Raw genomic sequence first — 25,427 nt, 5'->3', positions numbered from 1 at the left:
GGCGTCAGAACACGCGCAGCGCGACGGCCTCCGACTCGGACTGCCACATCTTGTGGTAGCCGGTCTCCCAGTTGATCGGGCGGGAGGCCTCCACGACCATCCCGTCGCCCGCGTAGATGCCGATGTGGCCGGGGCTCCAGATGAGGTCACCCGGCTGCAGCTCGGAGAACGGGATCTGCTTACCCGCGTAGCGCTGGTCCGACGAGGTACGGGGCAGGTCGATGCCGAGCTGGCCGTAGACGTAGGACGTGAGGCCCGAGCAGTCGAAGCCGGACGGGCTGGCGCCGCCGACGACGTAGGGCGTGCCGATGTAGCGCATCGCGATCGACACGGCCTGCTGGCCGAGCGACGAGTTGGACGAGGTCTCGGCAGCCGCCGGCGCCTCCTCGCGCTCCGCGGAGCGCGAGGCGGTCTCGGTGGAGCGCTCGGTGCTCTGCTCCTCGACGACGGGCTCCGGCTCCGGCTCGGGCTCAGGCGCCGGGGTGATCTCGGCCTTGGCCGCGATCTTCTTGTTGATGGTCTCCATGTCGACCTTGGCCTTGGACTCGACCGTGACGACCGGAGCCGCCTCGAGCGCCTCGCGGGCCTGGTCGCTCAGGGCGCCCAGATCGACGGTGCTGAGCTTCTTCGCCGAGTCGGTGTCGACCGGGGCCGCCTGGGCGGCGCTCGCGCTGGCGAAGGTCGAGACGAGCAGTCCGCCGGCGGCTGCGGCGACGACGGCCCGACGGCCGGTCACCGAGGAGCCGACGCTCTGGACCAGCCCGCCGAGCGGACGGCGCGCGGCACGGTGCCGGGCGCGCGTGGTACGTGCGTTCACGTGTTCCCTCTCCTGTCGCCTACGAGGTCAGCTGTCGGGTTCGGGTGGGAGAAACACCCGGCCTCACGGACCAGGTCCGTGCGACTTCACCCCAAGGACGCCGTGGAACAGCGCCCGAAATTGGGTCCCCCGCCCCTGCGTGCGGTCAAGGTCCCCGACCGGCTGCAGGGCTCGGCGTTCCGGTCGAGACCCGGCGGATCACCCGCCGAGTGGTTGACACCGTAGCGGACGCGCGAGGCGATGTCACGTTTCGGTCACAGCGTCTGTGGACGACGCTCCCGGACGTGCGTCCGCCCAGGTCGAACCGGTTACCCGTGCACGACGAAGCCCCGCCGCGCAAGGGCGCGGCGGGGCTCCGTGTGACGTGTCGGACAGACTCAGCCGACGCGGATGAACGTGGGGTTCGACTGCCAGATGGCGCGGTACTTCACGACGTCGCCCGGCTTCGGGGCGTCGATCTGCATGCCGTCACCGGCGTAGATCGCGACGTGACCCGGGGTCCAGACCAGGTCGCCCGGCTTCGCCTCGGAGGCGGAGACGACGGTGCCGGCGTTGCGCTGCGCGGACGAGGTGCGCGGCAGGTTGATGCCGACCTGCGCGTAGACGTACTGCGTCAGGCCGGAGCAGTCGAAGCCGGACGGGCTGGAGCCGCCGGAGACGTACGGGACGCCCACGTAGCGCATCGCGATGGAGACGATGGCCGAGCCGTTGGCGGACGCCGGGACGGCGGTCTCGACCTCGGCGCGCTCCTCGGAGCGGGAGACGGTGCTGGTGGAGCGGTCCGCGTCGACCGACGACTCCTCGACGACGGGCTCCGGCTCCGGCTCGGGCTCCGGGGCCGGGGTGATCTCGGCGCCGGCCGCGATCTTCGCGGTGACCTTCTCGACGTCGACCTTGGCCTTGGCGTCGACGGTGACGACCGGGGCCGCCTCGAGGGCCTCGCGGGCCTGGTCGGTCAGGGCACCGAGGTCGACGGTGCTGAGCTTCTTGGCGGCGTCGGTGTCGACCGGGGCGGCCTGCGCGGCGCCGGCGCTGGCGAAGGTCGAGACCAGGAGGCCACCGGCGGCGGCGGCCACGGCCACACGGCGGCCGGCGACGCCGGACGGGGCGAGGGCGATCGGACGACGGGCGGCGCGGTGCCGGCCGTGGTTCGTGCGTGCGCTCACGTGTCTACCTCTCCTGTCGCCTGCGAGGTCAGCTGTCGGGTTCGGGTGGGAGAAACACCCGGCCGTCCGTGCCCGTGACCGGGCCCGTCCGGCTTCACCCCAAGGACGTCGTCACCGACGCCCGAAGTGGGTCCCCCGCTCCTGCCGTGCGGATGTCCGTGGAGCTCGGCCGGTGGCAGGGTTCGGCGGTCCGGTCGAGCGCCCGCAGGATGAACTCCGACGAGCGCCCCGACCGTACCGGACAACCCCGGGCGATGTCACGCTGCGGTCACGATGTGGCGTGCCGCCCCGGCTCAGGAGCCGGACCGCAGGTCAGCGGCTCGCGACGAACAGGTGCTTCGCCAGCTCCTCGGGCAGGTCGAGCACGATGCCGGACCCCTCGACCTCGACCGCGACGTCGTCGCCGGCGGTGCGCGCGACGATCTGCGCGCCCGGCACGAGACCGGACTCGGCGAGACGCGCCAGCAGCTCGATGTCCACCTGGAGCGGCTCGGCGATCCGCTGGAGCACCAGCTCGACGCCGTCGCCGTCCGCCAGGCCCTTCGCCCTGCGCGCCTCGAGCACGCCGGGCAGGGACTGCACGCCCTCGAGGAACGGCACGTCCTTGTACTGCTCCCCCAGCTCGGACAGACCCGGGATCGGGTTGCCGTACGGGTCGGCGTGGGGGTGGTCGAGCAGGGTGACGAGCCGCTTCTCGACGAGGTCGCTCATCACGTGCTCCCAGCGGCACGCCTCGGTGTGCACGTGCTCCCAGTCGAGCTTGATGACGTCCGTGAGGAGCCGCTCGGCGAGCCGGTGCTTGCGCATCACGCGGGTCGCCTTGGTCTGCCCCGCCTCGGTGAGCTCCAGGTGGCGGTCCCCCGTCACGACGACGAGACCGTCGCGCTCCATGCGCGCCACCGTCTGCGACACCGTCGGCCCGGAGTGCCCCAGTCGCTCGGCGATGCGGGCGCGGAGCGGCGGGATGCCCTCCTCACCGAGCTCGTAGATCGTCTTGAGGTACATCTCGGTGGTGTCGATCAGGTCGGTCACGTCCACTCCCGTCATTCGGCGCGGCCTAGTCTATTCGCACGCGTGGGCGCAGGCCGGGTCGCGCGGCGCCGTCGTGCGCACTCCTGACGAGACATCCTGCCCTGCCCCACCGACGACCCGCTCCCACTCGCCCGGAACCGGAGACACCATGCCCGCTGCGTCGAGCCACCCGAGCCCTTCGAGCCACCCGAGCGTCGTCATCCCGGCGTCGCTCCTTCCGGCCGACGGCCGCTTCGGCTCCGGCCCGTCCAAGGTGCGCCCCGCCCAGGTCGCCGCGCTGGCGGCCTCGGGCGACCCGGCGGCCCCGGTGCTGGGGACGTCGCACCGGCAGCCGGCCGTGAAGGACCTCGTGCGGCGCGTCCGCACGGGCCTCGGCGAGCTGTTCGCCCTGCCCGACGGGTACGAGGTGGCCCTCGGCAACGGCGGCGCGTCGGCGTTCTGGGAGGTCGCCGCGGCGAGCCTCGTCGAGCGCCGTGCACAGCACGCGGTGTTCGGGGAGTTCGGCGGGAAGTTCGCCGCGGCGACGACGCGCGCACCCTTCCTCGCCGACCCGGACGTGGTGTCGGCCGAGCCGGGCACCGTGGCGCACCTCACGCCGGTCGACGGCGTGGACGTGTACGCGACGCCGCACAACGAGACCTCGACCGGCGCGATGGCGCCGGTGCGGCAGGTGCCCGGCGCCCGCGCCGACGGGGCCCTGCTCCTCGTGGACGCGACGTCGGGCGCGGGCGCGCTGCCGGTGGACGTCGCCGACACCGACGTCTACTACTTCGGCCCGCAGAAGGTCTTCGCGGCCGACGGCGGCCTGTGGCTCGCGGTCTGCTCGCCGGCCGCGGTCGAGCGCGCCGAGCGCGTGGAGGCGTCCGCCGGGACCGCTACCGGGCGGTGGGTGCCGGAGTTCCTGTCCCTGACGACCGCGCTCGCCAACTCGCGCCTCGACCAGACGCTGAACACGCCCGCGGTCGCGACGCTGGTGCTGCTCGCCGAGCAGGTCGAGTGGCTCCTGGGGTCGGGCGGCCTCGCATGGTCGAGCGCCCGTACCGCGGAGTCCGCGGGCGTGCTCTACGACTGGGCCGACGCGCGCGACTGGGCGACGCCGTTCGTCGCCGACCCGGCCGAGCGGTCCACGGTCGTCGCGACGATCGACCTGGACGACGCGATCGACGCCGCCGCCGTCGTCCGCGTCCTGCGCGAGAACGGCGTCATCGACGTGTTCCCGTACCGCAAGCTCGGCCGCAACCAGCTGCGCGTGGGGGTGTTCCCCGCCGTCGAGCCCGACGACGTCCGGGCCCTCACCGCCTGCGTCGACCACGTGGTGGCACACCTCGGCTGACGCCCTCGCCGGCGGGGCCTCCCGAGCACGCCTCACATCGTCCCAGTTCAGCGAGCATTTTTCACCCGTTAGGTCACGGGCTGATAACGTGCCGCCTCGTCACAGACGGGCGATGTTGCCGGGAGGCCCCGCATGCCGGAGATGCACCATTTCACCTACGGGCTGATCACCCCGCTGCTCGCGTACGCCGCGTCGTGCCTCGGGGCGGCCACCGGCCTGTCCGCGACGGCGCGAGCCCGCGCCGCGACGGACACGAAGACCCGCGCGGCCTGGCTGCTGGTGGCCTCCGTCGCCATCGGCGGCACGGGCGTCTGGGTCATGCACTTCATCGCCATGCTCGGCTTCACGGTCACCGACATGACGATCAACTACGACGTCCCGCAGACGGTCCTCAGCGCCCTCGTGGCCGTGGTCGTCGTCGCGCTGGGGCTGTTCCTGGTCGGCTTCGCGGGCGACCGCCCCCTGTGGCTGGTCTCCGGCGGCATCGTCGCCGGGCTCGGCGTCGCGGCGATGCACTACATGGGCATCGCGGCCATGCGGATGACGGGCCACATGGAGTTCTCCCTGCCCGTGGTGGGGCTCTCCGTGCTCATCGCGATCGTCGCGGCGACGGCGGCCCTCTGGCTCAGCGTGAACGTGCGCGGCCGCGCCGCGACGTTCGGTGCAGCCCTCATCATGGGCGTCGCCGTCAGCGGCATGCACTACACCGGCATGGCCGCCCTGACGATCACGGGGGCCTCGGGCGTGCCGACGACCGGCACGACCGCCATCGACCTGCTCGGCCCGCTCATCCTCGGGATCGCGGCGCTCACGGTCGCGCTCATCTTCGTCGTGCTGATGTGGCCGAACGAGGAGGAGATGCGGGACCAGCAGGAGTTCGAGGCACGGATGCAGCGGCGCGCGAACGGGATCACCCCGCCGGCGCGGCGCGCCTCGCGGCGGGAGCCGGCCACGCACCGGCACTGAGCGCGCCTCCGCGGCGCCTGCGCCGCGGAGGGCCCGACGCCGTCAGGCCGTCGTCGGCACCCGCTCGGCGTCGGCGCGGCTCAGCTCGCGCCGCACGCCGTCGCGCGTGGTGACGCCCTCGAGCACCTCGCGGTCGAGGTAGACGACCTCGAGGTGCGGGCGCGACAGCACCCGGTAGCGCACCCGCAGGTGCCAGCGCCGTACCGCCCAGGCGGTCGCGCCGGCGGCGACGAGGAACGTGGCGATCGAGCCCACGAGGATCGACCAGCGCGGGCCCCACGCCTCGCCGATCCAGCCGACGATGGGCGAGCCGATCGGCGTCGCGCCCTGGAAGACCATCACGTACAGGGCGATGACCCGGCCCCGCATCGCCGGGTCCGTGGACACCTGGAGCGCGCTGTTGGCCGCCGTCATCATCGTGAGCGACGACAGCCCCACCGGGATGCACGCGACGACGAACGCCGGGTAGGTCGGCATGAGGCCGAGCACCGCCGTCGAGAGCGCGAAGGCGAACGCCGAGCCGATGACCAGCCGCACCCGCGGGCGGTCCCGGCGCGCGGCGAGCAGGGCTCCCGCGAGGGAGCCGATCGCGAGGACCGAGCCGAGGATGCCGTACTCGCTGGCCCCGCGTCCGAACTCGACCCGCGCCATGAGCGCGGAGGTGAGCTGGAAGTTCAGCCCGAACGTCGAGACGACGAACATCACGACCATGATCACGACGATGTCGGACCGCCGGCGCACGTACTGCACCCCCTCGCGGATCTGACCCTTGGCGCGCGGCGCGGCCGGCTGGGGCCGCAGCTCGCGGACTCGCATGAGGGCCAGGGCCGCGATCGTCGCCCCGAAGGTCACGCCGTTGATCATGAAGACCCAGCCGGCGCCGACGGCAGCGATGAGCAGCCCGGCCACGCCGGGGCCGATGAGGCGCGCGGCGTTGAACGACGCGCTGTTCAGGCCGACGGCGTTCGGCAGCTTGTCGGCCGGCACCATGTCGGCGACGAAGGTCTGGCGCGCGGGGTTGTCCAGCGCGGACACGACGCCGAGAAGGAGCGCGAAGACGTAGACGTGCCACAGCTCCGCCCGGCCGGACAGCACGAGGGCACCGAGAGCGAGGGCCAGCACGCCCATCCCGCCCTGGGTGGCCATGAGGAGACGACGGCGCGGCAGCCGGTCGGCGAGCACGCCCGCCCACGGGGAGAGCAGCAGGAACGGCACGAACTGGAGGGCCGTGGTGAGGCCGACGGCGATGCCCGAGTCGTCGCTGAGGTCGGTGAGGACGATCCAGTCCTGGGCGATGCGCTGCATCCACGTGCCGACGTTGGCGACGAGAGCCGCCGCGAACCAGATGCGGTAGTTCGTGTACTTCAGGGAGGAGAAGGTGGCGCTCATCGATCGAGCTCCCCGGCTGGTTCGTCGCTCGCGGGGGCCACGGATCTCCTTCTCCTCGGGGTGTCGTCGACCGTGGCAACAGACTATCGAATCGTTCTATTCCCCGCCTGGTGAGTGACCCGGCCCACCCGTCCGACGAAGTCCAGTACGGTGTGCGCCGTGTGCACCGCGGGTGTCGGGCCTTTCAGCACGCCGGGCTCGTGCCGGGCCCCGACGAGGGACACGATGGTGCTCACGACGACGTCGCGTCGGACGGCACGGACCACGTGCTGACGTGTTCGTGAGGACTGGACCGGCGGAGGACACCAACGATGCGCGGAATCATCCTGGCGGGCGGCAGCGGCACCCGGCTGCACCCGATCACCCTCGGGGTGAGCAAGCAGCTGGTGCCGGTCTTCGACAAGCCGATGATCTACTACCCGCTGTCGACGCTGCTGCTCGCGGGCATCCGCGACGTGCTGGTGATCACCACGCCGCACGACGCCGCGCAGTTCCGGCGCCTCCTGGGCGACGGGTCGCAGTTCGGCATCTCGATCGCCTATGCCGTGCAGCAGGTGCCGAACGGGCTGGCGCAGGCGTTCGTGCTCGGCGAGGACTTCCTCGGGTCCGACGCCGCGGCGCTGGTGCTCGGCGACAACATCTTCTACGGCCAGGGCCTGGGCGACCAGCTGCAGAAGTTCACCTCGGTCGAGGGCGGCGCCGTGTTCGCCTACCGGGTCGCGGACCCGACGGCGTACGGCGTGGTCGAGTTCGACGCCGACGGGCGCGCCGTGTCGCTGGAGGAGAAGCCGGCGCGGCCGAAGTCGAGCTACGCCGTGCCGGGCCTCTACTTCTACGACAACGACGTGGTCGAGATCGCCAAGGGCCTCCAGCCGTCGGCGCGCGGCGAGTACGAGATCACGGACGTCAACCGCACCTACCTCGACCGCGGGGACCTGCACGTGGAGGTCCTGCCCCGCGGCACGGCCTGGCTCGACACGGGCACGTTCGACTCGCTGCTGGAAGCGTCCGACTTCGTCCGCACGATCGAGCGCCGCCAGGGCCTCAAGGTGGGCGCGCCCGAGGAGGTCGCGTGGCGGCGCGGCTTCCTGTCCGACGACGACCTGCGCGTCCGCGCCGAGGCCCTCGTGAAGTCCGGCTACGGCACCTACCTGCTCGGCCTGCTCGAGCAGTAGCCCGGCAGTCTCGGGCGAGCACCCGTCGGGCGAGACCCGTCAGGCGAGCACCTCGGCCGCGGCGGCGTCCCAGCGCTCCGCCCAGTCGCCGATGGGCTCGACGCCGGCAGCCCGTAGGGCGTCGTGGCCGAGCACGGAGAACGCCGGCCGCGGCGCGGGGCGCACGAACGCGTCGGACGTCGTGGGCTCCAGCGGGGTGTCCAAGCTCGCGGACGCGAGGACGCGGCGGGCGAACCCGAACCACGACGTCCGCCCCGAGGCCGTGCCGTGGTACGTGCCCGCCGGGACCCCCGCCTCGACGAGGCGGGCGATCAGGTCGGTCAGGTCGCGCGTCCAGGTGGGCTGGCCGACCTGGTCGTCCACGACCGCGAGACGGTCCTTCTCGGCGCCGAGGCGCGCCATCGTCCTCGGGAAGCAGCCGCCGTGCGCCCCGTACAGCCAGGCGGTCCGCACGATCAGGTGGTCCGGCGCCTCCGCGCGCACGGCCCACTCCCCCGCAGCCTTGGTGCGCCCGTACGCGGACACGGGCGCGAGCGGCGCGTCCTCGTCGTAGGGCGCGGTGGCGGCGCCGTCGAACACGTAGTCCGTGGACACCTGCACCAGGCGGGCGCCCGCCGCGTGCGCGGCCCGCGCGAGATTCGCGGCTCCGGTCGCATTGACGCGGAACGCCTCGGCCTCGTGGGCCTCGGCGTCGTCGACCGCCGTCCACGCGGCGGCGTTGACCACGACGTCGAACCCGCGGGCCGCGGCCAGGACGGCGTCGGCGTCCGTGACGTCGAGGTCCGCCCGACGCAGCCCGACGACGTCCGCCCCGGCGTCTCCGAGACGGGCCAGCAGGTCGGTCCCCAGCATTCCCGTGGCGCCGACGACCAGCCAGCGTCGCGACGCGGAGGTGGCGGGCGGTGCCGTCGTGGTCTCGGTCACCGTAGGATCCTACGGGCCCGACCGTCGTCGAAACCTGGCCGACCCCGCGAAGGAGCGCCCCGTGCAGATCCGCGAGCTGGCCGTCCCCGGCGCCTACGAGATCACGCCGCAGCAGCACGGCGACCCTCGCGGCGTCTTCCTCGAGTGGTTCAAGGCCGGGCCGTTCGCGGACGCCGTCGGCCACCCGCTCGACCTGCGGCAGGCCAACGCCTCGGTGTCCGCCGCCGGCGTGCTGCGCGGCATCCATTTCGCCGACGTCCCGCCCGGCCAGGCGAAGTACGTCACCTGCGCGAAGGGCGCCGTCCTCGACGTCGTCGTCGACGTCCGCGTCGGCTCGCCCACCTTCGGGCGGTGGGACTCCGTCCTGCTCGACGACGTCGACCGGCGCGCCATCTACCTCGGCGAGGGCCTGGGCCACGCGTTCATGTCCCTGGAGGACGGCTCGACCGTGCTCTACCTGTGCTCCGCGGGCTACAACCCCGGCCACGAGCACGGCATCCACCCCCTGGACCCGGAGGTCGGCATCGAGTGGCCCACGACGGCCCGCGACGGCTCGCCGCTGGTCGCGCAGCTGTCCGACAAGGACACCGCCGCCCCCGGCCTGGCCGAGGCGAGGGCCCAGGGCCTGCTGCCCACCCACGACGCCGTCGAGGACTACCTCGCGTCGCTCCGCGGCTGACGCCGCGCACCCCTACTGGCCGCTGCGGGCGTACTTCGCCTCCACGGCCGCCTTGGCCGGGCGCCACCAGTCCTCGTGCGTCCGGTACCAGTCGACCGTCGCGGCCAGGCCGGAGCGGAAGTCGGTGAACTGCGGGGTCCAGCCGAGCTCGGTCCGCAGCTTCGTGGCGTCGATCGCGTAGCGCAGGTCGTGCCCGGGCCGGTCGGCGACGTGGTCGAAGTCGTCCGCGTCGCGCCCGAACAGCTCGTTGAGGGTGCGGACCACCTCGAGGTTGTTGGTCTCGCCGTCGGCGCCGATGAGGTACGTCTCGCCGACGCGGCCGCGGTCGATGATCGCCCACACGGCGGTGTTGTGGTCGTGGACGTGGATCCAGTCGCGCACGTTCAGCCCTGCCCCGTACAGGCGGGGACGGGTCCCGTCGATGAGGTTGGTGACCTGCCGCGGGATGAACTTCTCCACGTGCTGGTACGGGCCGTAGTTGTTCGAGCAGTTCGAGATCGTCGCCTCGATGCCGAACGAGCGTACCCACGCGCGCACCAGCAGGTCGGAGCCGGCCTTCGTCGACGAGTATGGGCTCGAGGGGTTGTACGGCGTCGCCGGGGTGAACCTCTCGTCGCCCTCCAGCGGCAGGTCGCCGTACACCTCGTCCGTCGAGATGTGGTGGTACCGCACCCCGTGGCGGCGCACCGCCTCGAGCAGCGTGAACGTGCCCACCACGTTGGTCTGCACGAACGGCGACGGGTCCGCCAGCGAGTTGTCGTTGTGCGACTCCGCGGCGAAGTGCACGACGAGGTCCGCGTCGCCCACGAGGCCGTCCACCGCCTCCGCGTCGGTGACGGACGCCTGGACGAAGTTCACCCGGTCCGCGACCGGGGCCAACGACGACCGGTCCCCGGCGTACGTCAACGCGTCCAGCACCGTCACCACGGCGTCCGGGCGCTCCGCGACCGTCTGCTGGACGAAGTTCGCCCCGATGAAACCGGCGCCACCGGTGACCAGAACCCGCATGAGGACCTGAACCCATCTGTGGAGGGAACGACCGGCTCAGCGCCGGCCGAGAGCACGATACTGCCAGCCGCCCCCGGTCCACGCGGCGCGGTCCAGGGCGTTGCGGCCGTCGAGGATCGTGCGCTGCGCGACCAGCGTGCCCACGTGCTCCGGGTCGAGGTCGCGGTACTGCTTCCACTCCGTGAGGAGGAGGACGGCGTCCGCGCCGGCGAGCGCGGCCTCCAGGTCCCGCTCGTAGTGGAGGTGCGGCTGCTTCGCGCGGGCGTTGTCGATGGCCTGCGGGTCGTGCACCGTCACGACGGCGCCGAGCTCCGCCAGGCGGGCCGCGACGTCGAGGGCGGGCGAGTCGCGGACGTCGTCGCTGTCGGGCTTGAACGCGGCGCCGAGCACCGTGACCTCGGCGCCCTCCACCATCCCGCCCAGCACCTCGGACGCGAGGTCCACCATGCGGGTACGACGGCGCGTGTTGATGGCGTCCACCTCGCCGAGGAAGGCGACGGCGTCGCCCGCCCCGAGCTCGTCGGCGCGGGCGCGGAAGGCGCGGATGTCCTTGGGGAGGCAGCCTCCCCCGAAGCCCAGGCCGGCGTTGAGGAAGCGGCGCCCGATGCGCGCGTCGTGGCCGATCGCGTCCGCGAGGCGGGCGACGTCGCCCCCCGCCACCTCGCACAGCTCGGCCATGGCGTTGATGAAGGAGATCTTGGTGGCGAGGAACGAGTTGGCGGCCACCTTCACCAGCTCGGCCGTCGGGTAGTCCGTGACGATCCGCGGCACGCCCTCGGCGAGCGGCCGGGCGTAGACGGTGTCGAGCGCCGCCGTGGCCCGCTCCCCCGCCGCGCCGTCGGGCACGCCGTAGACGAGGCGGTCGGGGTGCAGCGTGTCCTGCACGGCGAAGCCCTCGCGCAGAAACTCCGGGTTCCAGGCGAGCACCGCCCCTGGCCGCGCCGCCGCGACGACGCCCGCGAGTCGTTGCGCCGTGCCCACCGGGACGGTGGACTTGCCGACGACGATTTCACCCGCCGCGAGGTACTCGACCAGCTCGTCCACCGCGGCGTCCACGAAGGCGAGGTCGGCCGCGGGGCCGTCCTTCCGCTGGGGCGTCCCGACGCACACGAAGTGCACCTGTGACCCGGCGACCGCAGCCATGTCGGTCGAGACGGTCAGCCGGCCTGTGCCCATGACCTGCGACAACAGCTCGTCCAGCCCTGGTTCGAAGAACGGCGCCTTGCCCGCGGCCAGCGCGTCCACCCGCTCGGCGTCGACGTCGACGCCCACGACGTCGTGGCCCAGCTGCGCCAGGCTCGCGGCGTGCACCGCACCGAGATACCCCAGACCGATCACCGAGACCTGCACGTTCGCTGCCCTTCATCGAGGCATCCGTGGGACGACGAGGCGCCCCAGGACGCCCCGCGCTCACTCTAGGTCGCGCCCGGACGTCGGACGAGGCCGGAACCCCCGGACAGCACGACGGCCCCGGCCGGTCGCGAGGACCGTCCGGGGCCGTCGGATGCGACGTCGTCGCGCGACGTCAGAGACCCAGTGCCGCCTGGATGGGCTCGAGCGTGAAGTAGACGAGGAACATGGCCGCGGCCACCCACATGAGCGCGTGGATCTGGCGCACCTTGCCGAGCGCGAGCTTGATGATCACGAAGGCGATGAAGCCGGCGCCGATGCCGTCGGCGATGGAGTACGTGAACGGCATGATGATGATCGTGAGGAACGCCGGGATGGCGATCTCCACGTTGCGCCACGAGATGCCCGCGACCTGCGCCATCATCAGGTAGCCCACGAAGACGAGGGCGGGCGCGGCGGCCTCGTAGGGCACTAGCGCGACGACGGGCGACAGGAACGTCGCGAGCAGGAACAGGACGCCGGTGACGACGGCGGCGAAGCCGGTACGCGCGCCGGCACCGACGCCCGTCGTCGACTCCACGTACGCGGTGTTGGACGACGTGCTGCCGACGCCGCCCAGGACCGCGGCGAGCGAGTCGGCCACGAGGATGGCGCGCGTGCGAGGCGGGTTGCCGTCCTTGTCGAGGAGCTTCCCCTCGGAGCCGACGGCGACCATCGTGCCCATCGTGTCGAAGAAGTCCGCGATGAGCAGCGAGAAGACGATGAGGACCACGGACACCGCCGCGATGTTCTGGAACGAGCCGAGCAGGGAGAACTGGCCGATCAGGCCGAGGTCCGGCGTCGTGACCACGCCCGAGAAGGTGGGCGCGTTGAGGTTGAAGCCGTCAGGGTTCTCCGCGCTCTTGGCGCCGATGTGCAGCGTGTTCTCGAGGACGACGGCGAGCGCCGTCGCCGTGATGATCGCGACGAGCATGGCGCCGCGCACCTTGCGCACGAACAGGACGATGGTGAGGACGAGGCCGACGACGAACACGAGCATCGGCCACGTGCCGAGGTTGCCGAGCGCGACGACGGTGCCCTCGCCGGGCACGACGAAGCCGGCGTTGACGAGGCCGACCAGCGCGATGAACATGCCGATGCCGACGCTGATCGCCGTCTTGAGCTCCACGGGCACCGCGTTGAACACGGCCTCACGGAAGCCGGTGAGCACGAGGATCAGGATGATGACGCCCTCGATCACCACGAGCCCCATGGCGTCGGCCCAGGTGACGTTCGGCAGGCCGGCGATGGAGTACGCGACGACGGCGTTGAGGCCGAGGCCGGCGGCCAGGCCGAGGGGGTAGTTCGCGAAGACGCCCATGAGGAGCGTCGCGACGCCGGCGATCAGCGCGGTCGCGGCGGCGACCATGCCGAGCGTCTCCGGCGTGGCCTCGGTGCCGCCGCCGAGCACCTGGCCCGTGCCGTCGGGCACGGTGCCGATGATCAGCGGGTTGAGCACGATGATGTAGCTCATCGCGAAGAAGGTCACCAGACCGCCGCGGATCTCCGCGCCGATGGTGGAGCCTCGTTCGGTGATCTTGAAGAAGCGGTCGATCGCGCTCAGCTCGCCCTGCGGCGGCGCGGTGGTCTGGTTCGCCATGAGCAGAATCGTGCCAGATCCTGTGAAGGGTTCTTGCACGGAAACCGCGTGGTGACGCGGATTTCACATCGGCGACGCCGGGAGAGGCGACGACCTGTCAGTACGCCCCGCGCCCTGTGACCACGGCTTTCGCGGTGCGGGCGAGGATGAGGAGGTCGCCGAACACGGTCCAGTTCTCCGCGTAGAAGACGTCGAGACGCACGCCTTCCTCCCACGACAGGTCGGACCGGCCGCCCACCTGCCACAGCCCGGTGAGGCCGGGCTTGACGCGCAGCCGCCGCCGCACGCGCGCCTCGTACCTCGACACCTCGGCGGGCAGCGGCGGCCGCGGCCCGACGAGCGACATCTGGCCGGCGAGCACGTTGAACAGCTGCGGCAGCTCGTCGAGGGACAGCCGGCGCAGCACGCGCCCGACCGGGGTGATGCGCGGGTCGTCGTGCAGCTTGAACAGGACGCCGTCGCCGTCGCTGGGCCCGGTCAGCACGGTGTGCTCGCGGTCCGCGCCCTGGCGCATGCTGCGGAACTTCAGCATCTCGAACGTGTGGCCGTCGCGCCCGACCCGGTCCTGGCGGAACAGCACGGGCCCGCGGCTGGTGACCCGCACGGCGAGGGCGACGACCGCCATCACGGGCAGCAGGAGCAGCGTGATGAGCGCGGCGCCCGTCCAGTCCACGACCGACTTGAGCACGTACCGCGGCCCCGTGAAGCGCGGGGCGTCGACGTGCAGCAGGGACACCGACTGCTCGGGGGTGACGGTGATGCGCGGCCCCGCGACGTCGGCCAGCTCGGCGGTGAGCATGAGGTCCACGCCGGCGGGCTCGAGCTCCCACCCGAGCTTGCGCACGACGTCCGCGGTGATCGCGTCGGACCCGCTGACCGCGACGCAGTCCGCACCCACCTGGGCCGCCATCGTGCCGGCGGTGCGCAGGTCCCCGAGCACGGGGACCCCGAGGATCTCCTCGCCCGGCCGCACGTCGTCGGACGTCGGCACGCACACCCCGACCACGCGGTACCCGGAGGTGCGGTCGTTGAGCTCGTGCACGAGCCGCTCCACCTGGTCGCGCAGCCCCACCGCGAGGACGAGCGTGACGCACGCGCCCTGCCGGCGCTGCCGGTGCAGCCAGCCGCGGCACAGCCACCGACCGAGCAGCAGCGCGACGATGCCGGTGGGCACCGCGACGAGCAGGAACGTCGAGATCCCGGGCCGCGCGACGAGCAGGGCGAGCAGAGCGAGCGGGGCCACGAGCCGCCACGACGCGTCGAACACCCGCTGGTACTCGGCCGGCCCGGACGCGAACACCCGCACGTCGTAGGCGCGGGCGACCCACAGGCTGCCGAGCCACGTCGTCACCAGGACGACGACGGACAGCAGCTGGTCCCCCAGCACCGAGGGCGTGACGTGGTCGTGCACGGCGACGCCCCGCACGACGGCGGCGGCCACCGCCGCTGCCACCACCACGACGACGTCCGTGCGCACCAGGCGGCGGCGGTAGGAGGTCTGCCACGACTCCGCGCGGAACGAGTCCCGCACCTCCTTGAGGCGCGCGGCCCGCAGCGCGGCGGTGCGCGACCGGAGGGGCTGGCCGATGTCCGAGACGGTGATCACGGCGGCCTCCTCTCCCGGGTCGGGCACCGTGCCCGTGCACGGTGGCGTCACCAAGGTAGGAGCGTCACGGGGCTTGCGGAGAGCCTTCCGGGGCCCTTTCACCCCGGCTTTCACCCGACCGGGTTTTCACCCGCTGACCTGCGGTTTCACCCGCATTTCAACCACGCCCCCGCGTCATGGGCGAGGTGCCTCGGACGACTGCCGCCGCGGGCCACGGTCCCGGGTCCCGCGGCATAGGATGAGCGGGTGCCCTCGCTCGTCCGCCTGCTCACCCATCCCGAGGAGCGCCGCCCCGGTCCGCCGCCGCTGCGCGTCGACCTGCGGCGCGTGCTGCTCGGCGGCATCGGCCTGTGGGCGGTCGCGCTCGTCGCGACGCTCGTCGTGTACCTGATGGGCCGCGGGACCCAGGAGGCGGTCGTCACCTGCGTGGCGGGCGTCCTCCTCGGCGGTGCCGGCATGCTGTGGGAGCGCAAGCACCGCGACGAGTACCGCGGCGAGGACTGACCCTCCCGGGCCTCAGCGCCCCCACTTGGCAGCGGGCGCGCGCCAGGCGTCCAGCGCGTCGAGGAGAGCCGCCGGCGTGTCGGCGACGACCAGCGCGTCGCGGTAGGCCGACGCGAGGAACCCCTCGGCGACCATGTGGTCGACCATCGCGAGCAGGGGCTGCCAGAACCCGCCGACGTCGTACAGCGCCACGGGCTTGGCGTGGATGCCGAGCTGCTGCCAGGTCCACACCTCGAACAGCTCCTCCAGGGTGCCCGCGCCGCCCGGCAGCGCGACGAACCCGTCGCCGAGCTCACCCATCCGCAGCTTGCGCTCGTGCATGTCGGCGACGACCTCCAGCCGCGTGAGGCCGGGGTGCGCGATCTCGCCGTCGACCAGCGCCTGCGGCATGACGCCGAGCACCTCGCCGCCGCCGGCGAGAGCGGCGTCCGCGACCTCGCCCATCAGCCCGACGCGGCCGCCGCCGTAGACGACGCCGACGCCGCGGCCGGCCAGCTCCGCTGCCAGGTCGCGCACGGCCGCGGCGTACCGCGGGTCGCGGCCCGGCGACGAGCCGGTGAAGAGGGTGAGGCGGCGCAGCGCGCCCGCGGTCGACGGCGTCAGATTCTGCGGTTCGAGCACCCGGACATCGTACGGACGCCCGGCGGCGACCCGTCAGCCCCAGGCCGTCGTGACCCAGAGCTCGGCGGCGCGCTCCGGCGCGGCGAGCACCGTGGCGAGCAGCGCGCACCGGTCCGGCCTGCCCAGCACGTCGGCGAGCGCGGCGGCGAGCCCGGCCCGGTCGGTGGCGTGCGCGCGCCCGTCGGCGTCCACCCACCACGGCACGGGGCTGCCGGCCACGGACAGCCGGCCGTGCTCGAACCACACCTCGGGCAGCCGCGGGTCGAGGGCGGCCACGTGCTCGTCGAGCGCCCGCTCGCGGCCCGGCCCGTCGGGGGCGGGCAGCCCGTCCTCCCCCACCACCGGCAGGTCGAGCAGGTCGGCCACCGCCGCGACCTCCGCCTCGGGCACGGGCAGCACCGCGCCCAGCACGGCCCAGCGCGCCGTGCCGGCCACCTCGACGTCGTCGGCCCGGCGCACGACGACGTCGCTCGCGTCGAGCGCGGGCAGCCGGTCCGGCAGCGGGTCGAGCGCGGCGGCCCGGGCGGCGGGCGCGAGCCGCACCGCGAGCCCCGCGAGGCCCCGCCACACGCCGAGCGCGACGGGCAGCGGCACGGAGGTGCCGACGTCGGGCAGCCGGTCGAGCGCCGCGGGCCAGTCCATCGGGTCGAGCCGGTCGAGGCCGTCGACCACGCCGAGCGCCCGGCGCGCCTCCGCGTCCAGGGCGGCGACGGCGGGCGGCGCGGGCGGCAGCAGCGGCACCCCGTCGTGCGCGGCGAACGGCGCGCCCAGGCGGTCGCGCAGCCACCACGCCGTGTACGACGGCGCCCCGGCCACGGGGGTGACGAGCGCGCGGCGCGCGTCCGGGTCCGCGACGAGCGCGGCGAGCACCGGCCCCCACGGGTCGGCGTCCGCCTCGTCGGTGTCGTCGGCGTCGTCGGCGTCGTCGGTGTCGCTGTCGCCCACCGCGTCGAGGTCCGCGACCGCCTCCACGTCCCCGACGTCGACGCCGGGTCCGAGCCGGCCGGCGAGGAACTCCAGGTAGTCCTCCCACCCGGACAGCCAGCCCGCCGGGTCGTCCGGCCCGTGCTCGGCCTCGGGGTCCGCGGGGTCGGGCGTGAGCACGTCGCTGACGCGGTACGTGTCGACGTCCGCCCGCACGCCCAGCGCCACGAGCAGCGGGGCGGGGTAGTACGCGACGGCCGCGCGCGTGACGGGTGCGAGCCCCGGCATCGCCCCGGCCGCCCACGACCCGGGCAGCACGGCCTCGCGCGCGGGGCGCCAGCCGTCCTCGGTCGGCACCGGCAGCTCGCCGAGCCAGAACGGGAAGTCCTGCCCGCCGCCCGCGTGTGCCAGGCGCGCCAGCGCGAGCACGTTCTGCACCACCTCGCGCGGGCCCTCGTCCACCGGCCCCACCAGGGTGGGCGCCGCGACCGCGCCGGTCTCCGGCACCTCGGGCGCGCCGTCGAGCAGCGCCTCCGACGCCGCCAGCGCGAGCGCGCGCACCCCCGCGTCGTCGAGCAGCGCGCGCGGGCTGGTGGACGACGCCCCCGCCCGCACCAGCAGCGGGTGCGCCGCGTCCGGGTGCACCACGCGCACGCCCAGCGTCCGGGCGACCGCGGCGAGCGCGGGATCGTCGTCGTCCTCCGGCAGCACGACCGTGCCCCGCACCCCGGACGCCGTGCGCCCGCCCGCGAGCGGCACGCGCGCGCCGGCCAGCGCCTCCAGCACCCCCGGGTCGACGGCGTACGGCTCGAGCGCGTCGCACAGCGCGTGCCAGCGCGACGGGGCCAGGCCGCCGGGCAGTTCGGCGACGACGTCGGCGAGCGTCGTGGGCGTCGCGCCCAGCCGGCGTGCCACGCCCTGCTGAACCGTCGTGAGCGCCACCAGCCCCGGCACGACGCCGGCCAGCACGCCGACGAGCCGCGGGTCGTCCCCCGCCGCGCCCACCAGCACCGTCGCGTCGGCGGGGGCGACCCTGGCCGCGACGGGCGCGTCGTCGCCCGCGGACGTGTCGGGCGGCGCGGGCAGCAGGGGCACCGAGCGCAGCGCGTCGAGGGCGGACTCGCGGACGGCGGCGTCGAGGTCCCCGGCGGGCATCCCGCCGGGCACGAGGTCGAGCACGTCCGCGCCCCGCTCGTGCGCCAGCCCGGCCAGCAGGTCGGCGTACGCGCGGCCGGCCTCGGCCGTGAGGCGGTCGGTCAGCGGCCCCGGCAGCACGCGCCGGCGGCCCGGGTCCACGGGGAACGACGCCACCAGCAGCGCCGGGAACGTCAGCGGCACGTCCGTCGGCGTGGGCGCGTGCAGCACGGCGCCGTGGTCGGCCGCCGCGCCGTCGCCCGGCGTGCCCGCGTGCCGGCGCACCGCCCACGCGAGGGTCCAGCGCGGGCGGCGCTGCTCGCGGGGAAGGTCCGCCGTCTCGTCGTCGGCCACCGCGCCCGACCGGCGCAGCACCGCCCACCGGTCGTCGACGTCGGCGAGCACCCGCGTCCGCCCGTCGTCGCCGTGCACGGCGACCGAGGCGAGGGCGGGCAGCGCGAGCAGCAGCGCGTCGTCGACGGCGTCGAGCTGCGCGCGCACGGACGCCGCCGCGTCGGCGTCGCGCAGCACCAGCTCGACGACGGTGGCGAAGCCGTCCCCCACGTCGTCGGTCCCGTCGGCCCCGTCGGCCGCCTCGCCCAGCGCGGGCGCCGGGAACGGCAGGCGCAGCACCGGCAGGTCGTCGCCGCGCCCGGCGACGGCGTCCCGCAGCGGCGAGCCCTCCGGGGCGACGTCGTCGAGCAGGTCGCGCGTCGCCGGGAGGGAGAACCGCACGCCGCCGGTGGTGGAGCGCACCGTGGCCTCGTCGGCGACCGCCCGCACCGCGGCGAAGCCGACGCCGAAGCGGCCCACCTCGGCGGAGGTCCCCGCGGGGGGCTCGGCGGACTCCGCCGCCGAGGAGCCCGTCTTCGCCGACGCGCGCAGGGACGCGAGGGACGCGACGCCCTCCGCGGTCAGCGGGGCGCCGGTGTTGGCGGCGACGAGGACCGCGACGCCGCGCGGGTCGTCGGTGAGCTCGGTGAGGCGCAGCAGCAGCCGCCCGCGGACACCGGCCCGCGCGGCCGCGTCGGCGGCGTTCTGCGCGAGCTCGGTCACCACGCGGTCGCGGTAGTAGCCGCGCGCATGGTCCTCCTCCGCGTTCGCGTCCTCCCGGAAGCGCGTGCCCGACCCGAGCCACGCCTCCGTGACCGCGTGCCGCAGCGCGGCGGTCCCGAAGACGTCGCCCGTCACTCGGCGACGGGGCGCTCGGGAGCGGCGTCCGCCTCCGCGACGTCGGTCGTGCCGTCACGGGCCGCGTCGGCGGTGTCGGCAGGCGCGTCGCTCTGCGGCGCGCGCCGCTCGACCGTCACGGCCTCCACCCGGAGCTCGTCGATGAGCGGCGCGTCGGCCGGCCAGTCGCTCGGCGGGTGCGGGGCGTCGGTCTCGGAGTGCGCGCCGCAGCCGTGGTCCAGCGACACGACCTTGCCGTCGTCGGGCGACCACGCGTTGGCGCAGACGCCGAAGAGCTGGCCGAGCGGACCCTGGAGCGGCACGAGGAAGCCGCACGTCGTGCACTCCGCGGGCGAGGCGACCGCGCCCGGCGCCGTCGGGCCGCGCGAGCCGCGGTACCAGCGCTCGGCGGCCTCGTCACGGCCCTGCGGGGACAGCACGCGCTCGCGCGCGAGGGCGAGCTCGTCGATCGCGACGGAGTCGAGCTCCTCGTCGCCCGTGGCCTTCCAGCCGGGCTCGAGGCGCGGGTCGTCGGCCTTGAACGGCAGCGTGTCGCCGGGACCGACGTCGCCCGGGCGCAGGCGCTCCGACCACGGCAGCCAGGCCGGCGCGAGCAGGGCGTCGTCGCCGGGCAGCAGCTCGACCTCGCACACCGTCGCGACCTTCCCGCGCGGCACGCGCGCCAGCGTCACGGTCCAGTGCCAGCCGCGGTAGCCCGGCATCGTCGCGGCGAACCGGTGGGACATGAGGCGCTCGCCCTCGGCGACCGCGCCCAGGTGCTCGCCGACGTCCGACGGCGACGACGCGCCCTCCTGCGCGGCCTCGCGTGCCAGGTCGACCGCGCCGAGCAGCACGGCGTCCTTGCGCGCGCGGGAGCTGACCCGCGTCGTGCGTGCGGGGGCGTCAGCGGCAGCGGTCACCATGTCCTCGTCCTCTTCGTGCTCGTCATGTCCTCGTCTCGGGCCCTCGTCTCGGGCGTGGTCGTCGGCCGGAGCGTCAGGAGTCGAGGTCGTCGGCGACGGCGCGCAGCAGCGTGGCCACGCGCTTGCCCCCCGCGGCGTCCGGGTACTTGCCCCGCTTCAGCTGGTCGCCCACGCGGTCGAGCACCTTGATGAGGTCCTCGACGATGCCGGCCATCTCGGACGGCGCCTTGCGCTTGGCCTTGGCCACCGACGGTGCCGGGTCCAGGAGCTTCACGGACAGCGCGGACGGGCCGCGACGGCCGTCGGCCACACCGAACTCGACCCGGGCACCGGGCTTGACGCCCTCGACGTCCGAGGGCAGCGCGGACGCGTGCAGGAAGATCTCCCCACCGTCCTCGCTGGCGATGAAGCCGAACCCGCGCTCCGCGTCGTACCACTTGACCTTGCCGGTGGGCACCTGAACCTCTTCGTGCTCGTCGTCGACTACGGCCCCGCGCCGGTGCGCGGAGCCGGATCCGGCCGGTGCACGGGCGCGCGCCCGGCACACGGCCAGAGGCTCAGGCTACCGGCCGGTGCGGCAGGGTGCCGCATCGGTCCGGGTCCGCGCCCCGGGCCCGGCGTCGTCAGCGGATGCCGAGGTCGGCGGCCAGGCGGAGGGCGACGGCGTCGAACCACGCCTCCGGGTCGGCGACGGAGCCGACGAGGTGCCCGAAGATCTCGAACGACACGGTGCCGAACAGGGTGGTCCAGGCCATGAGCGTGCGGGCGACCAGCTCCGTGGGCGCGTCCTGCACGATCCCTCGCTCGGCGACGAACCGCCGTGCCGGGTCGACGACGGCGGTGGCGTCGCGGGCACCGTCCGGCGCGGGCCGCGGGGTCGCGCCGGCCGCGTGGGCGCGCGCCACGACGGTCACCAGCACGCGGACGACGCGGGTGGCCGGGTCGACGGTGTCGCGGGGCGCGGCGTACCCGGGCACCGGCGTGCCGTACAGCAGGCCGAGCTCCGCGGGGTGCGTGACGGCCCACGCCCGCAGCGCGCGGCAGGCGGCGAGCCAGCGGGCGGCGACGTCGTCGCGGTCGGCCACCGCGGCGTCCGCGTCCTCGACGGCGGCGCCGAGCTCGTCGTAGCACTCGACGATCAGCGCGGTGAGCAGCGCGTCGCGGCTGGGGAAGTAGCGGTAGACGGCGGAGGAGACCATCCCGACGTCGCGCGCGACGGCGCGCAGCGACAGGGCGACCGGGCCGTCGGTCGCGAGGCGGGCGCGGGCTGCGGCGCGGATCTCGCGGGTGAGCGTCTCGCGGGCGAGGGCGCGGGCGGTGCGGGGAGCGTCGGCCATGGGCTTCAGCCTGTCACGCGAGAGCAGTCGTCACCAACGAGAGCATCGCTCTTGTCAGGCGGTCGGCGGCGTGCCACGATCGACCAGACAGAGAGCACCGCTCTCGGATTGGAGCACCAGTCATGACCGACCGTCACCTGATCGTCGGCGCCGGGCCCGTGGGCCGGCACGTCGCCGCCCTGCTCGCCGAGCGCGGCTCCGACGTCACCGTCGTCACCCGCAGCGGGCGCGACACCGGGATCGCCGGGGTCGGGCACGCCGCCCTCGACGCCTCCGACGCCGACGCCCTGAGCCGCGCGGCCGACGGTGCCGACGTCCTGTACAACTGCGCCAACCCCGGCGACTACACGCAGTGGGAGCGCGCCTGGCCGCCGCTCGCGGCCGCGTTCCTCGCCGCCGCCGAGCGCACGGGCGCCGTCTACGCGATCACCGGCAACCTCTACCCGTACGGCCCGGTCGACGGGCCGATGACCGAGGACCTGCCCGACGCGGCCACCGACCACAAGGGCCGCCTGCGCGCCCGGCTGTGGTCCGACGCCCGGCACGCGTTCGAGGCGGGCCGGCTGCGCGGCGCCGTCGAGGTCCGCGCGTCCGACTACATGGGTCCCGGCGTCGGCGGCAACGGGCACGTCTCGCGCGTCCTGCCCGCCGCCCTGCGCGGCAGGGCCGTGACGATGATGGGCCGCACCGACCAGCCGCACACGTTCACCGACGTCGGCGACGTCGCGCGCACGCTCGTCGCGGCGGCCGAGGACCCGGGCTCGCACGGCCGCACCTGGCACGTGCCGAGCAACGCGCCCCGCACCCAGGCGCAGACGCTCGCCGACGTGCTCGCCACCGCCGGGCGCCCGCCCGTCCCCGTCCGCTCGCTGCGGGGCCCTGCGCTCGCCGCCGTCTCCGCCGTCTCCCCGTTCCTGCGCGAGCTGCGCCAGCTCGGCTACCAGTGGGAGCGGCCGTACGTCCTCGACGACTCCGCCGCCCGCGACCGCTGGGGCCTCGAGCCCACCCCGTGGGACGAGGTCTGCCGCCGCACGGCCCGGGGCTGACGACCATCGGGCTGTCGCCGAACAGGCAGTTGCGCACGTTCTGAGTCCGTATTCGGTGCACAACGACCTGTTCGGCGACGAGGGGGCGGCGCGTAGCATCGATCAGATGGCCAGCACGTCGCCCCGGCGCACGGCGGAGGCCGACGTCGCGGACGGCGCCGGCACCACGGGCGCGCCCCGCACCTTCACCGAGGCGATCCGCGGCCGCGACGACGCCGAGCTGCTCGCGCTGCTGCGCGCCCGGCCCGACCTGGCCACCCCGTCACCGTCCACACTGCGGTCGCTGGCCGCCCGCGCGTCGAGCCGCACGGCCCTCGAGCGGGCGCTGGCGCACGCGGACGCCCGCACCCTGCAGGCGCTGGAGGCCGTCGTCGCGCTCGCCGGGGACGGCCCGGTGTCCCCTGACGACGTGCGGCACGCGGTCGGCGCCGACGGCACCGACGACACCGACGACACGGACGACACGGACGACACGGACGACGGCGGGAGCACGCTCGACGGCGGGTCCGCCGTCGAGCGATCGCTCGCCGACGCGCTGACCGCGGCGCTGCTGTGGGACGCGGGCGAGCCCGGCCGCCCGGACCTGCGCCCCGCGCCCGGGCTGGACGACGTCCTCGGCCCGCACCCGGCGGGCCTCGGACCCGTCCGCCCCGACTCCCGTCCCTCCCTGTCGCCGACCGGGCCCGGAAGCGCCGCAGGCAGCGACGCGAGCGGCCCGCACCTGCCCGACCTGCCGCGCGGCGGGCAGGAGGTGCTGGACGCGCTGACGTGGGGCCCGCCGATCGGCCTGGTCCCGGCGCCGGGGACACCGGCGCGCGCGGCCGTCGACGCCCTGGTCGACGCGCGGCTGCTGCTGCGCACGGACGCCCGGCACGTGACGCTGCCGCGCGACGTCGGGCTCGCGCTGCGCGGCGGTCGCACGCACCGCTCCCCCGAGCCCGCGCCGCCCCGGCCGGACGGCCGCGCGGTGCCGCAGGTGGTCGTCGACGCGGAGGCCGCGAGCGCCGCGCTCGAGCTCGTGCGCCGCGTCGACCTCCTGGTCGCCGCCTGGGACGACACGGCGCCGGCGGTGCTGCGCAGCGGGGGCCTCGGCGTGCGCGACCTGCGCCGCACGGCCCAGGCGCTCGGTGCCGACGAGGCGGACACGGCGTTCGTCGTCGAGCTGGCGGCCGCCGCGGGCGTGGTGGCCGACGACGGCGAGGCGCCGCCGTCGTACCGGCCCACGACCGTCGCCGACCGCTGGGAGGTGATGGACGACGCCGAGCGCTGGGCGCTGCTCGCGGCGGCGTGGTCGGGCTCGCGACGCACGCCGTGGCTGGTGGGCTCGCGCGACGAGAAGGGGAACCTGCGGGCGCCGCTGTCCGGCGACCTGCACCGCGGCTGGGTGCCGCGGCTGCGTCGTCAGGTGCTGCAGGTCCTGGCGGCGCAGCCGGGCACGGCGCTCGACGTCGACGCCGTCATGACCGTGCTGCGCTGGCACGCTCCGCGCACGGTGCCCCCGGAGCAGGCGGTCGCCGGCCTGCTGACGGAGGCCGCGCTGCTCGGCGCGACGGGCGCGGGGGCGCTGTCCGGCCCCGGCGCCGCCGTCCTCGCCCACCTGACCCCGCAGGGGTCGGACGCCCCGCACGACCTGGAGGCGGCGCTGCGCGCGGCGCTGCCGCCGGAGGTGGACGAGGTGCTGCTGCAGGGCGACCTCACCGGCATCGTGCCGGGCCGGCCGTCGCAGGCCCTCGCCCTCCTGCTGGAGCGGTCGGCCGACGTGGAGTCGCGCGGGGCGGCGACGACGGTGCGCTTCTCGCCGTCGTCGGTGACGCGCGCGCTGGACCACGGCACGACGGCGGACGAGCTGCTGGACGCGTTCGCCCGCCGCTCCCGCGTGCCCGTGCCGCAGCCGCTGGAGTACCTGGTGCGCGACACGGCGCGCCGGCACGAGTCGCTGCGGGTGGGGTCGGCCGGCTCGTACGTGCGCGCGGCGGACCCGGCGGTGCTCGCCGGGCTGGTGGCGGACCCTCGGCTCGCCCACCTGGGCCTGGTGCGGCTGGCGCCCACGGTGCTCGCCGCGACGGTCCCCGCCGTCGAGCTGCACGACGCGCTGCGTGCCCGCGGCCTGCTCTCCGCCGTCGAGGGCCCCGACGGCCGCGTGCTCAGCGCGCGCCTGCGCCGGCCGCCGCGTCCGGACCGCTCCCCGCGCGACCCGCGCCGCGGCCCGGTCGCCGAGCCGGAGGCGACGTCGGACGACGCCCGCGCCCACCTGGTGGCCCGCCTGCGCGCCGCGGACGCCGGCGACGAGACGGCCGTGGACCGGCTGGCCGGCGCGCACCGCGCCGCACCGTCGGGCGCCGTCGGGACGACCCCGCGGGGGCCCGCGAACGGCGGCCGGGCCACCGCGACGGGCGGCCGCCCTCGCGCCGCCGAGCCCGGCGACGCGCTGGCCACCCTGCACGACGCGCTGCGCGACGGCCGCGTCGTGTGGATCGAGATGGTCGGCGCGTCGGGCACGCTGGAGCGGCGCGCGCTCAAGCCGCTGCGCCTCGACGGCGGCCGGCTGCGCGCGCTGGACCCGGCGCGCGAGGCGGAGCTCACCGTCGCCGTGCACCGCATCGCCGGCGTGGAGCCGGTGGACGGCTGACCTCGCCGGACGCCGCCACGGAACAAGCGCGCCCGCCCACGACGTTGACGCCTCG

General features: G+C 75.0%; 21 protein-coding genes and 2 riboswitches. Of the genes, 7 read left to right on the top strand and 14 right to left on the bottom strand.

Annotated elements, in window-relative coordinates; genetic code table 11:
- Positions 1–4: 4 nt before the first annotated feature.
- The 3 genes from ACFQ8E_RS00800 to ACFQ8E_RS00790 form a co-directional block, all read right to left on the bottom strand.
- Positions 5–817 (bottom strand): C40 family peptidase, encoded by an 813-nt coding sequence (locus tag ACFQ8E_RS00800; RefSeq protein ID WP_430548661.1) that lies wholly within the window; start codon positions 815–817, stop codon positions 5–7.
- A riboswitch (cyclic di-AMP (ydaO/yuaA leader) is annotated at positions 818–1,004 on the bottom strand.
- A gap of 190 nt (positions 1,005–1,194) precedes the next feature.
- Positions 1,195–1,983, bottom strand: a complete 789-nt coding sequence (locus tag ACFQ8E_RS00795; protein ID WP_430548660.1) for a C40 family peptidase — start codon at positions 1,981–1,983, stop codon at positions 1,195–1,197.
- A gap of 3 nt (positions 1,984–1,986) precedes the next feature.
- A riboswitch (cyclic di-AMP (ydaO/yuaA leader) is annotated at positions 1,987–2,164 on the bottom strand.
- A gap of 131 nt (positions 2,165–2,295) precedes the next feature.
- A complete protein-coding gene (locus ACFQ8E_RS00790) occupies positions 2,296–3,015 on the bottom strand; it encodes a metal-dependent transcriptional regulator (protein WP_430548659.1) in 720 nt (239 codons plus the stop codon).
- A 148-nt stretch (positions 3,016–3,163) separates the two neighbouring features.
- Between ACFQ8E_RS00790 and serC the strand changes: the two genes are divergently transcribed.
- Together serC and ACFQ8E_RS00780 are read left to right on the top strand one after the other, a co-directional pair.
- Complete coding sequence (serC, locus tag ACFQ8E_RS00785; protein ID WP_430548658.1) at positions 3,164–4,348, top strand: phosphoserine transaminase; 1,185 nt, start codon at positions 3,164–3,166, stop codon at positions 4,346–4,348.
- Between the two features lie 132 nt (positions 4,349–4,480).
- Positions 4,481–5,314: an MHYT domain-containing protein gene (locus ACFQ8E_RS00780; RefSeq protein ID WP_430548657.1), complete on the top strand. Its 834-nt coding sequence runs from the start codon at positions 4,481–4,483 to the stop codon at positions 5,312–5,314.
- Between the two features lie 42 nt (positions 5,315–5,356).
- On the opposite strand, the gene ACFQ8E_RS00775 is transcribed toward ACFQ8E_RS00780, so the two are convergent.
- Positions 5,357–6,703, bottom strand: a complete 1,347-nt coding sequence (locus ACFQ8E_RS00775) for an MFS transporter (protein ID WP_430548656.1) — start codon at positions 6,701–6,703, stop codon at positions 5,357–5,359.
- A gap of 311 nt (positions 6,704–7,014) precedes the next feature.
- Between ACFQ8E_RS00775 and rfbA the strand changes: the two genes are divergently transcribed.
- Entirely contained in the window at positions 7,015–7,878 is an 864-nt protein-coding gene (rfbA, locus tag ACFQ8E_RS00770; RefSeq protein ID WP_430548655.1) for a glucose-1-phosphate thymidylyltransferase RfbA, read from the top strand.
- A gap of 39 nt (positions 7,879–7,917) precedes the next feature.
- On the opposite strand, the gene rfbD is transcribed toward rfbA, so the two are convergent.
- Positions 7,918–8,802 (bottom strand): dTDP-4-dehydrorhamnose reductase, encoded by an 885-nt coding sequence (gene rfbD / locus ACFQ8E_RS00765; protein ID WP_430548654.1) that lies wholly within the window; start codon positions 8,800–8,802, stop codon positions 7,918–7,920.
- Positions 8,803–8,863: 61 nt separating this feature from the next.
- On the opposite strand from rfbD, the gene ACFQ8E_RS00760 reads away from it, so the two are divergent.
- Complete coding sequence (locus ACFQ8E_RS00760; RefSeq protein WP_430548653.1) at positions 8,864–9,481, top strand: dTDP-4-dehydrorhamnose 3,5-epimerase family protein; 618 nt, start codon at positions 8,864–8,866, stop codon at positions 9,479–9,481.
- Between the two features lie 12 nt (positions 9,482–9,493).
- Here the strand turns inward: ACFQ8E_RS00760 and rfbB are convergent, their stop codons facing one another.
- From rfbB to ACFQ8E_RS00740, 4 genes are all read right to left on the bottom strand, one after another.
- Positions 9,494–10,489, bottom strand: a complete 996-nt coding sequence (rfbB, locus tag ACFQ8E_RS00755; RefSeq protein ID WP_430548652.1) for a dTDP-glucose 4,6-dehydratase — start codon at positions 10,487–10,489, stop codon at positions 9,494–9,496.
- A gap of 36 nt (positions 10,490–10,525) precedes the next feature.
- Positions 10,526–11,839 carry a UDP-glucose dehydrogenase family protein gene (locus tag ACFQ8E_RS00750; protein ID WP_430548651.1) on the bottom strand — a complete coding sequence of 438 codons (1,314 nt, stop codon included), beginning with the start codon at positions 11,837–11,839 and terminating at the stop codon, positions 10,526–10,528.
- A 175-nt stretch (positions 11,840–12,014) separates the two neighbouring features.
- On the bottom strand, positions 12,015–13,478 hold the full coding sequence (locus ACFQ8E_RS00745) for an NCS2 family permease (protein ID WP_430548650.1): 1,464 nt from the start codon (positions 13,476–13,478) through the stop codon (positions 12,015–12,017).
- Between the two features lie 97 nt (positions 13,479–13,575).
- Complete coding sequence (locus ACFQ8E_RS00740) at positions 13,576–15,084, bottom strand: sugar transferase (protein ID WP_430548649.1); 1,509 nt, start codon at positions 15,082–15,084, stop codon at positions 13,576–13,578.
- Positions 15,085–15,330: 246 nt separating this feature from the next.
- Between ACFQ8E_RS00740 and ACFQ8E_RS00735 the strand changes: the two genes are divergently transcribed.
- Entirely contained in the window at positions 15,331–15,588 is a 258-nt protein-coding gene (locus tag ACFQ8E_RS00735) for a DUF2530 domain-containing protein (RefSeq protein WP_430548648.1), read from the top strand.
- Positions 15,589–15,600: 12 nt separating this feature from the next.
- On the opposite strand, the gene ACFQ8E_RS00730 is transcribed toward ACFQ8E_RS00735, so the two are convergent.
- The 5 genes from ACFQ8E_RS00730 to ACFQ8E_RS00710 form a co-directional block, all read right to left on the bottom strand.
- Positions 15,601–16,209, bottom strand: coding sequence for a TIGR00730 family Rossman fold protein (locus ACFQ8E_RS00730; RefSeq protein WP_430548647.1), 609 nt, complete (start codon positions 16,207–16,209; stop codon positions 15,601–15,603).
- Positions 16,210–16,242: 33 nt separating this feature from the next.
- Positions 16,243–19,458, bottom strand: coding sequence for a sacsin N-terminal ATP-binding-like domain-containing protein (locus tag ACFQ8E_RS00725; RefSeq protein ID WP_430548646.1), 3,216 nt, complete (start codon positions 19,456–19,458; stop codon positions 16,243–16,245).
- Positions 19,455–20,360 carry a DUF3027 domain-containing protein gene (locus ACFQ8E_RS00720; protein WP_430548645.1) on the bottom strand — a complete coding sequence of 302 codons (906 nt, stop codon included), beginning with the start codon at positions 20,358–20,360 and terminating at the stop codon, positions 19,455–19,457. Before ACFQ8E_RS00720 ends, ACFQ8E_RS00725 begins: the two co-directional genes overlap by 4 nt.
- Positions 20,361–20,433: 73 nt before the next feature.
- Positions 20,434–20,817, bottom strand: a complete 384-nt coding sequence (locus ACFQ8E_RS00715; RefSeq protein ID WP_430548644.1) for a cold-shock protein — start codon at positions 20,815–20,817, stop codon at positions 20,434–20,436.
- A 166-nt stretch (positions 20,818–20,983) separates the two neighbouring features.
- On the bottom strand, positions 20,984–21,697 hold the full coding sequence (locus ACFQ8E_RS00710; protein WP_430548643.1) for a TetR/AcrR family transcriptional regulator: 714 nt from the start codon (positions 21,695–21,697) through the stop codon (positions 20,984–20,986).
- 122 nt (positions 21,698–21,819) lie between these two features.
- On the opposite strand from ACFQ8E_RS00710, the gene ACFQ8E_RS00705 reads away from it, so the two are divergent.
- Positions 21,820–22,743, top strand: coding sequence for an NAD-dependent epimerase/dehydratase family protein (locus ACFQ8E_RS00705; protein ID WP_430548642.1), 924 nt, complete (start codon positions 21,820–21,822; stop codon positions 22,741–22,743).
- 106 nt (positions 22,744–22,849) lie between these two features.
- Entirely contained in the window at positions 22,850–25,372 is a 2,523-nt protein-coding gene (locus tag ACFQ8E_RS00700; protein WP_430548641.1) for a helicase-associated domain-containing protein, read from the top strand.
- The last annotated feature ends 55 nt before the right edge of the window (positions 25,373–25,427 follow it).

The sequence above is a fragment of the Isoptericola sp. NPDC056573 genome, from assembly GCF_042793335.1.
GTDB lineage: Bacteria > Actinomycetota > Actinomycetes > Actinomycetales > Cellulomonadaceae > Isoptericola.
Note: the sequence above shows the minus strand (reverse complement) of the source record. Positions and strands in the feature narration are given on the sequence as shown.

Bases quoted from the DNA above. Each gene is read 5' to 3' on its own strand.
- ACFQ8E_RS00775 (WP_430548656.1), bottom strand. From the start codon at position 6,703: ATGAGCGCCACCTTCTCCTCCCTGAAGTACACGAACTACCGCATCTGG.
- rfbA (WP_430548655.1), top strand. From the start codon at position 7,015: ATGCGCGGAATCATCCTGGCGGGCGGCAGCGGCACCCGGCTGCACCCG.
- serC (WP_430548658.1), top strand. From the start codon at position 3,164: ATGCCCGCTGCGTCGAGCCACCCGAGCCCTTCGAGCCACCCGAGCGTC.
- ACFQ8E_RS00780 (WP_430548657.1), top strand. From the start codon at position 4,481: ATGCCGGAGATGCACCATTTCACCTACGGGCTGATCACCCCGCTGCTC.
- ACFQ8E_RS00710 (WP_430548643.1), bottom strand. From the start codon at position 21,697: ATGGCCGACGCTCCCCGCACCGCCCGCGCCCTCGCCCGCGAGACGCTC.
- ACFQ8E_RS00705 (WP_430548642.1), top strand. From the start codon at position 21,820: ATGACCGACCGTCACCTGATCGTCGGCGCCGGGCCCGTGGGCCGGCAC.
- ACFQ8E_RS00720 (WP_430548645.1), bottom strand. From the start codon at position 20,360: ATGGTGACCGCTGCCGCTGACGCCCCCGCACGCACGACGCGGGTCAGC.
- ACFQ8E_RS00745 (WP_430548650.1), bottom strand. From the start codon at position 13,478: ATGGCGAACCAGACCACCGCGCCGCCGCAGGGCGAGCTGAGCGCGATC.
- ACFQ8E_RS00700 (WP_430548641.1), top strand. From the start codon at position 22,850: ATGGCCAGCACGTCGCCCCGGCGCACGGCGGAGGCCGACGTCGCGGAC.
- rfbB (WP_430548652.1), bottom strand. From the start codon at position 10,489: ATGCGGGTTCTGGTCACCGGTGGCGCCGGTTTCATCGGGGCGAACTTC.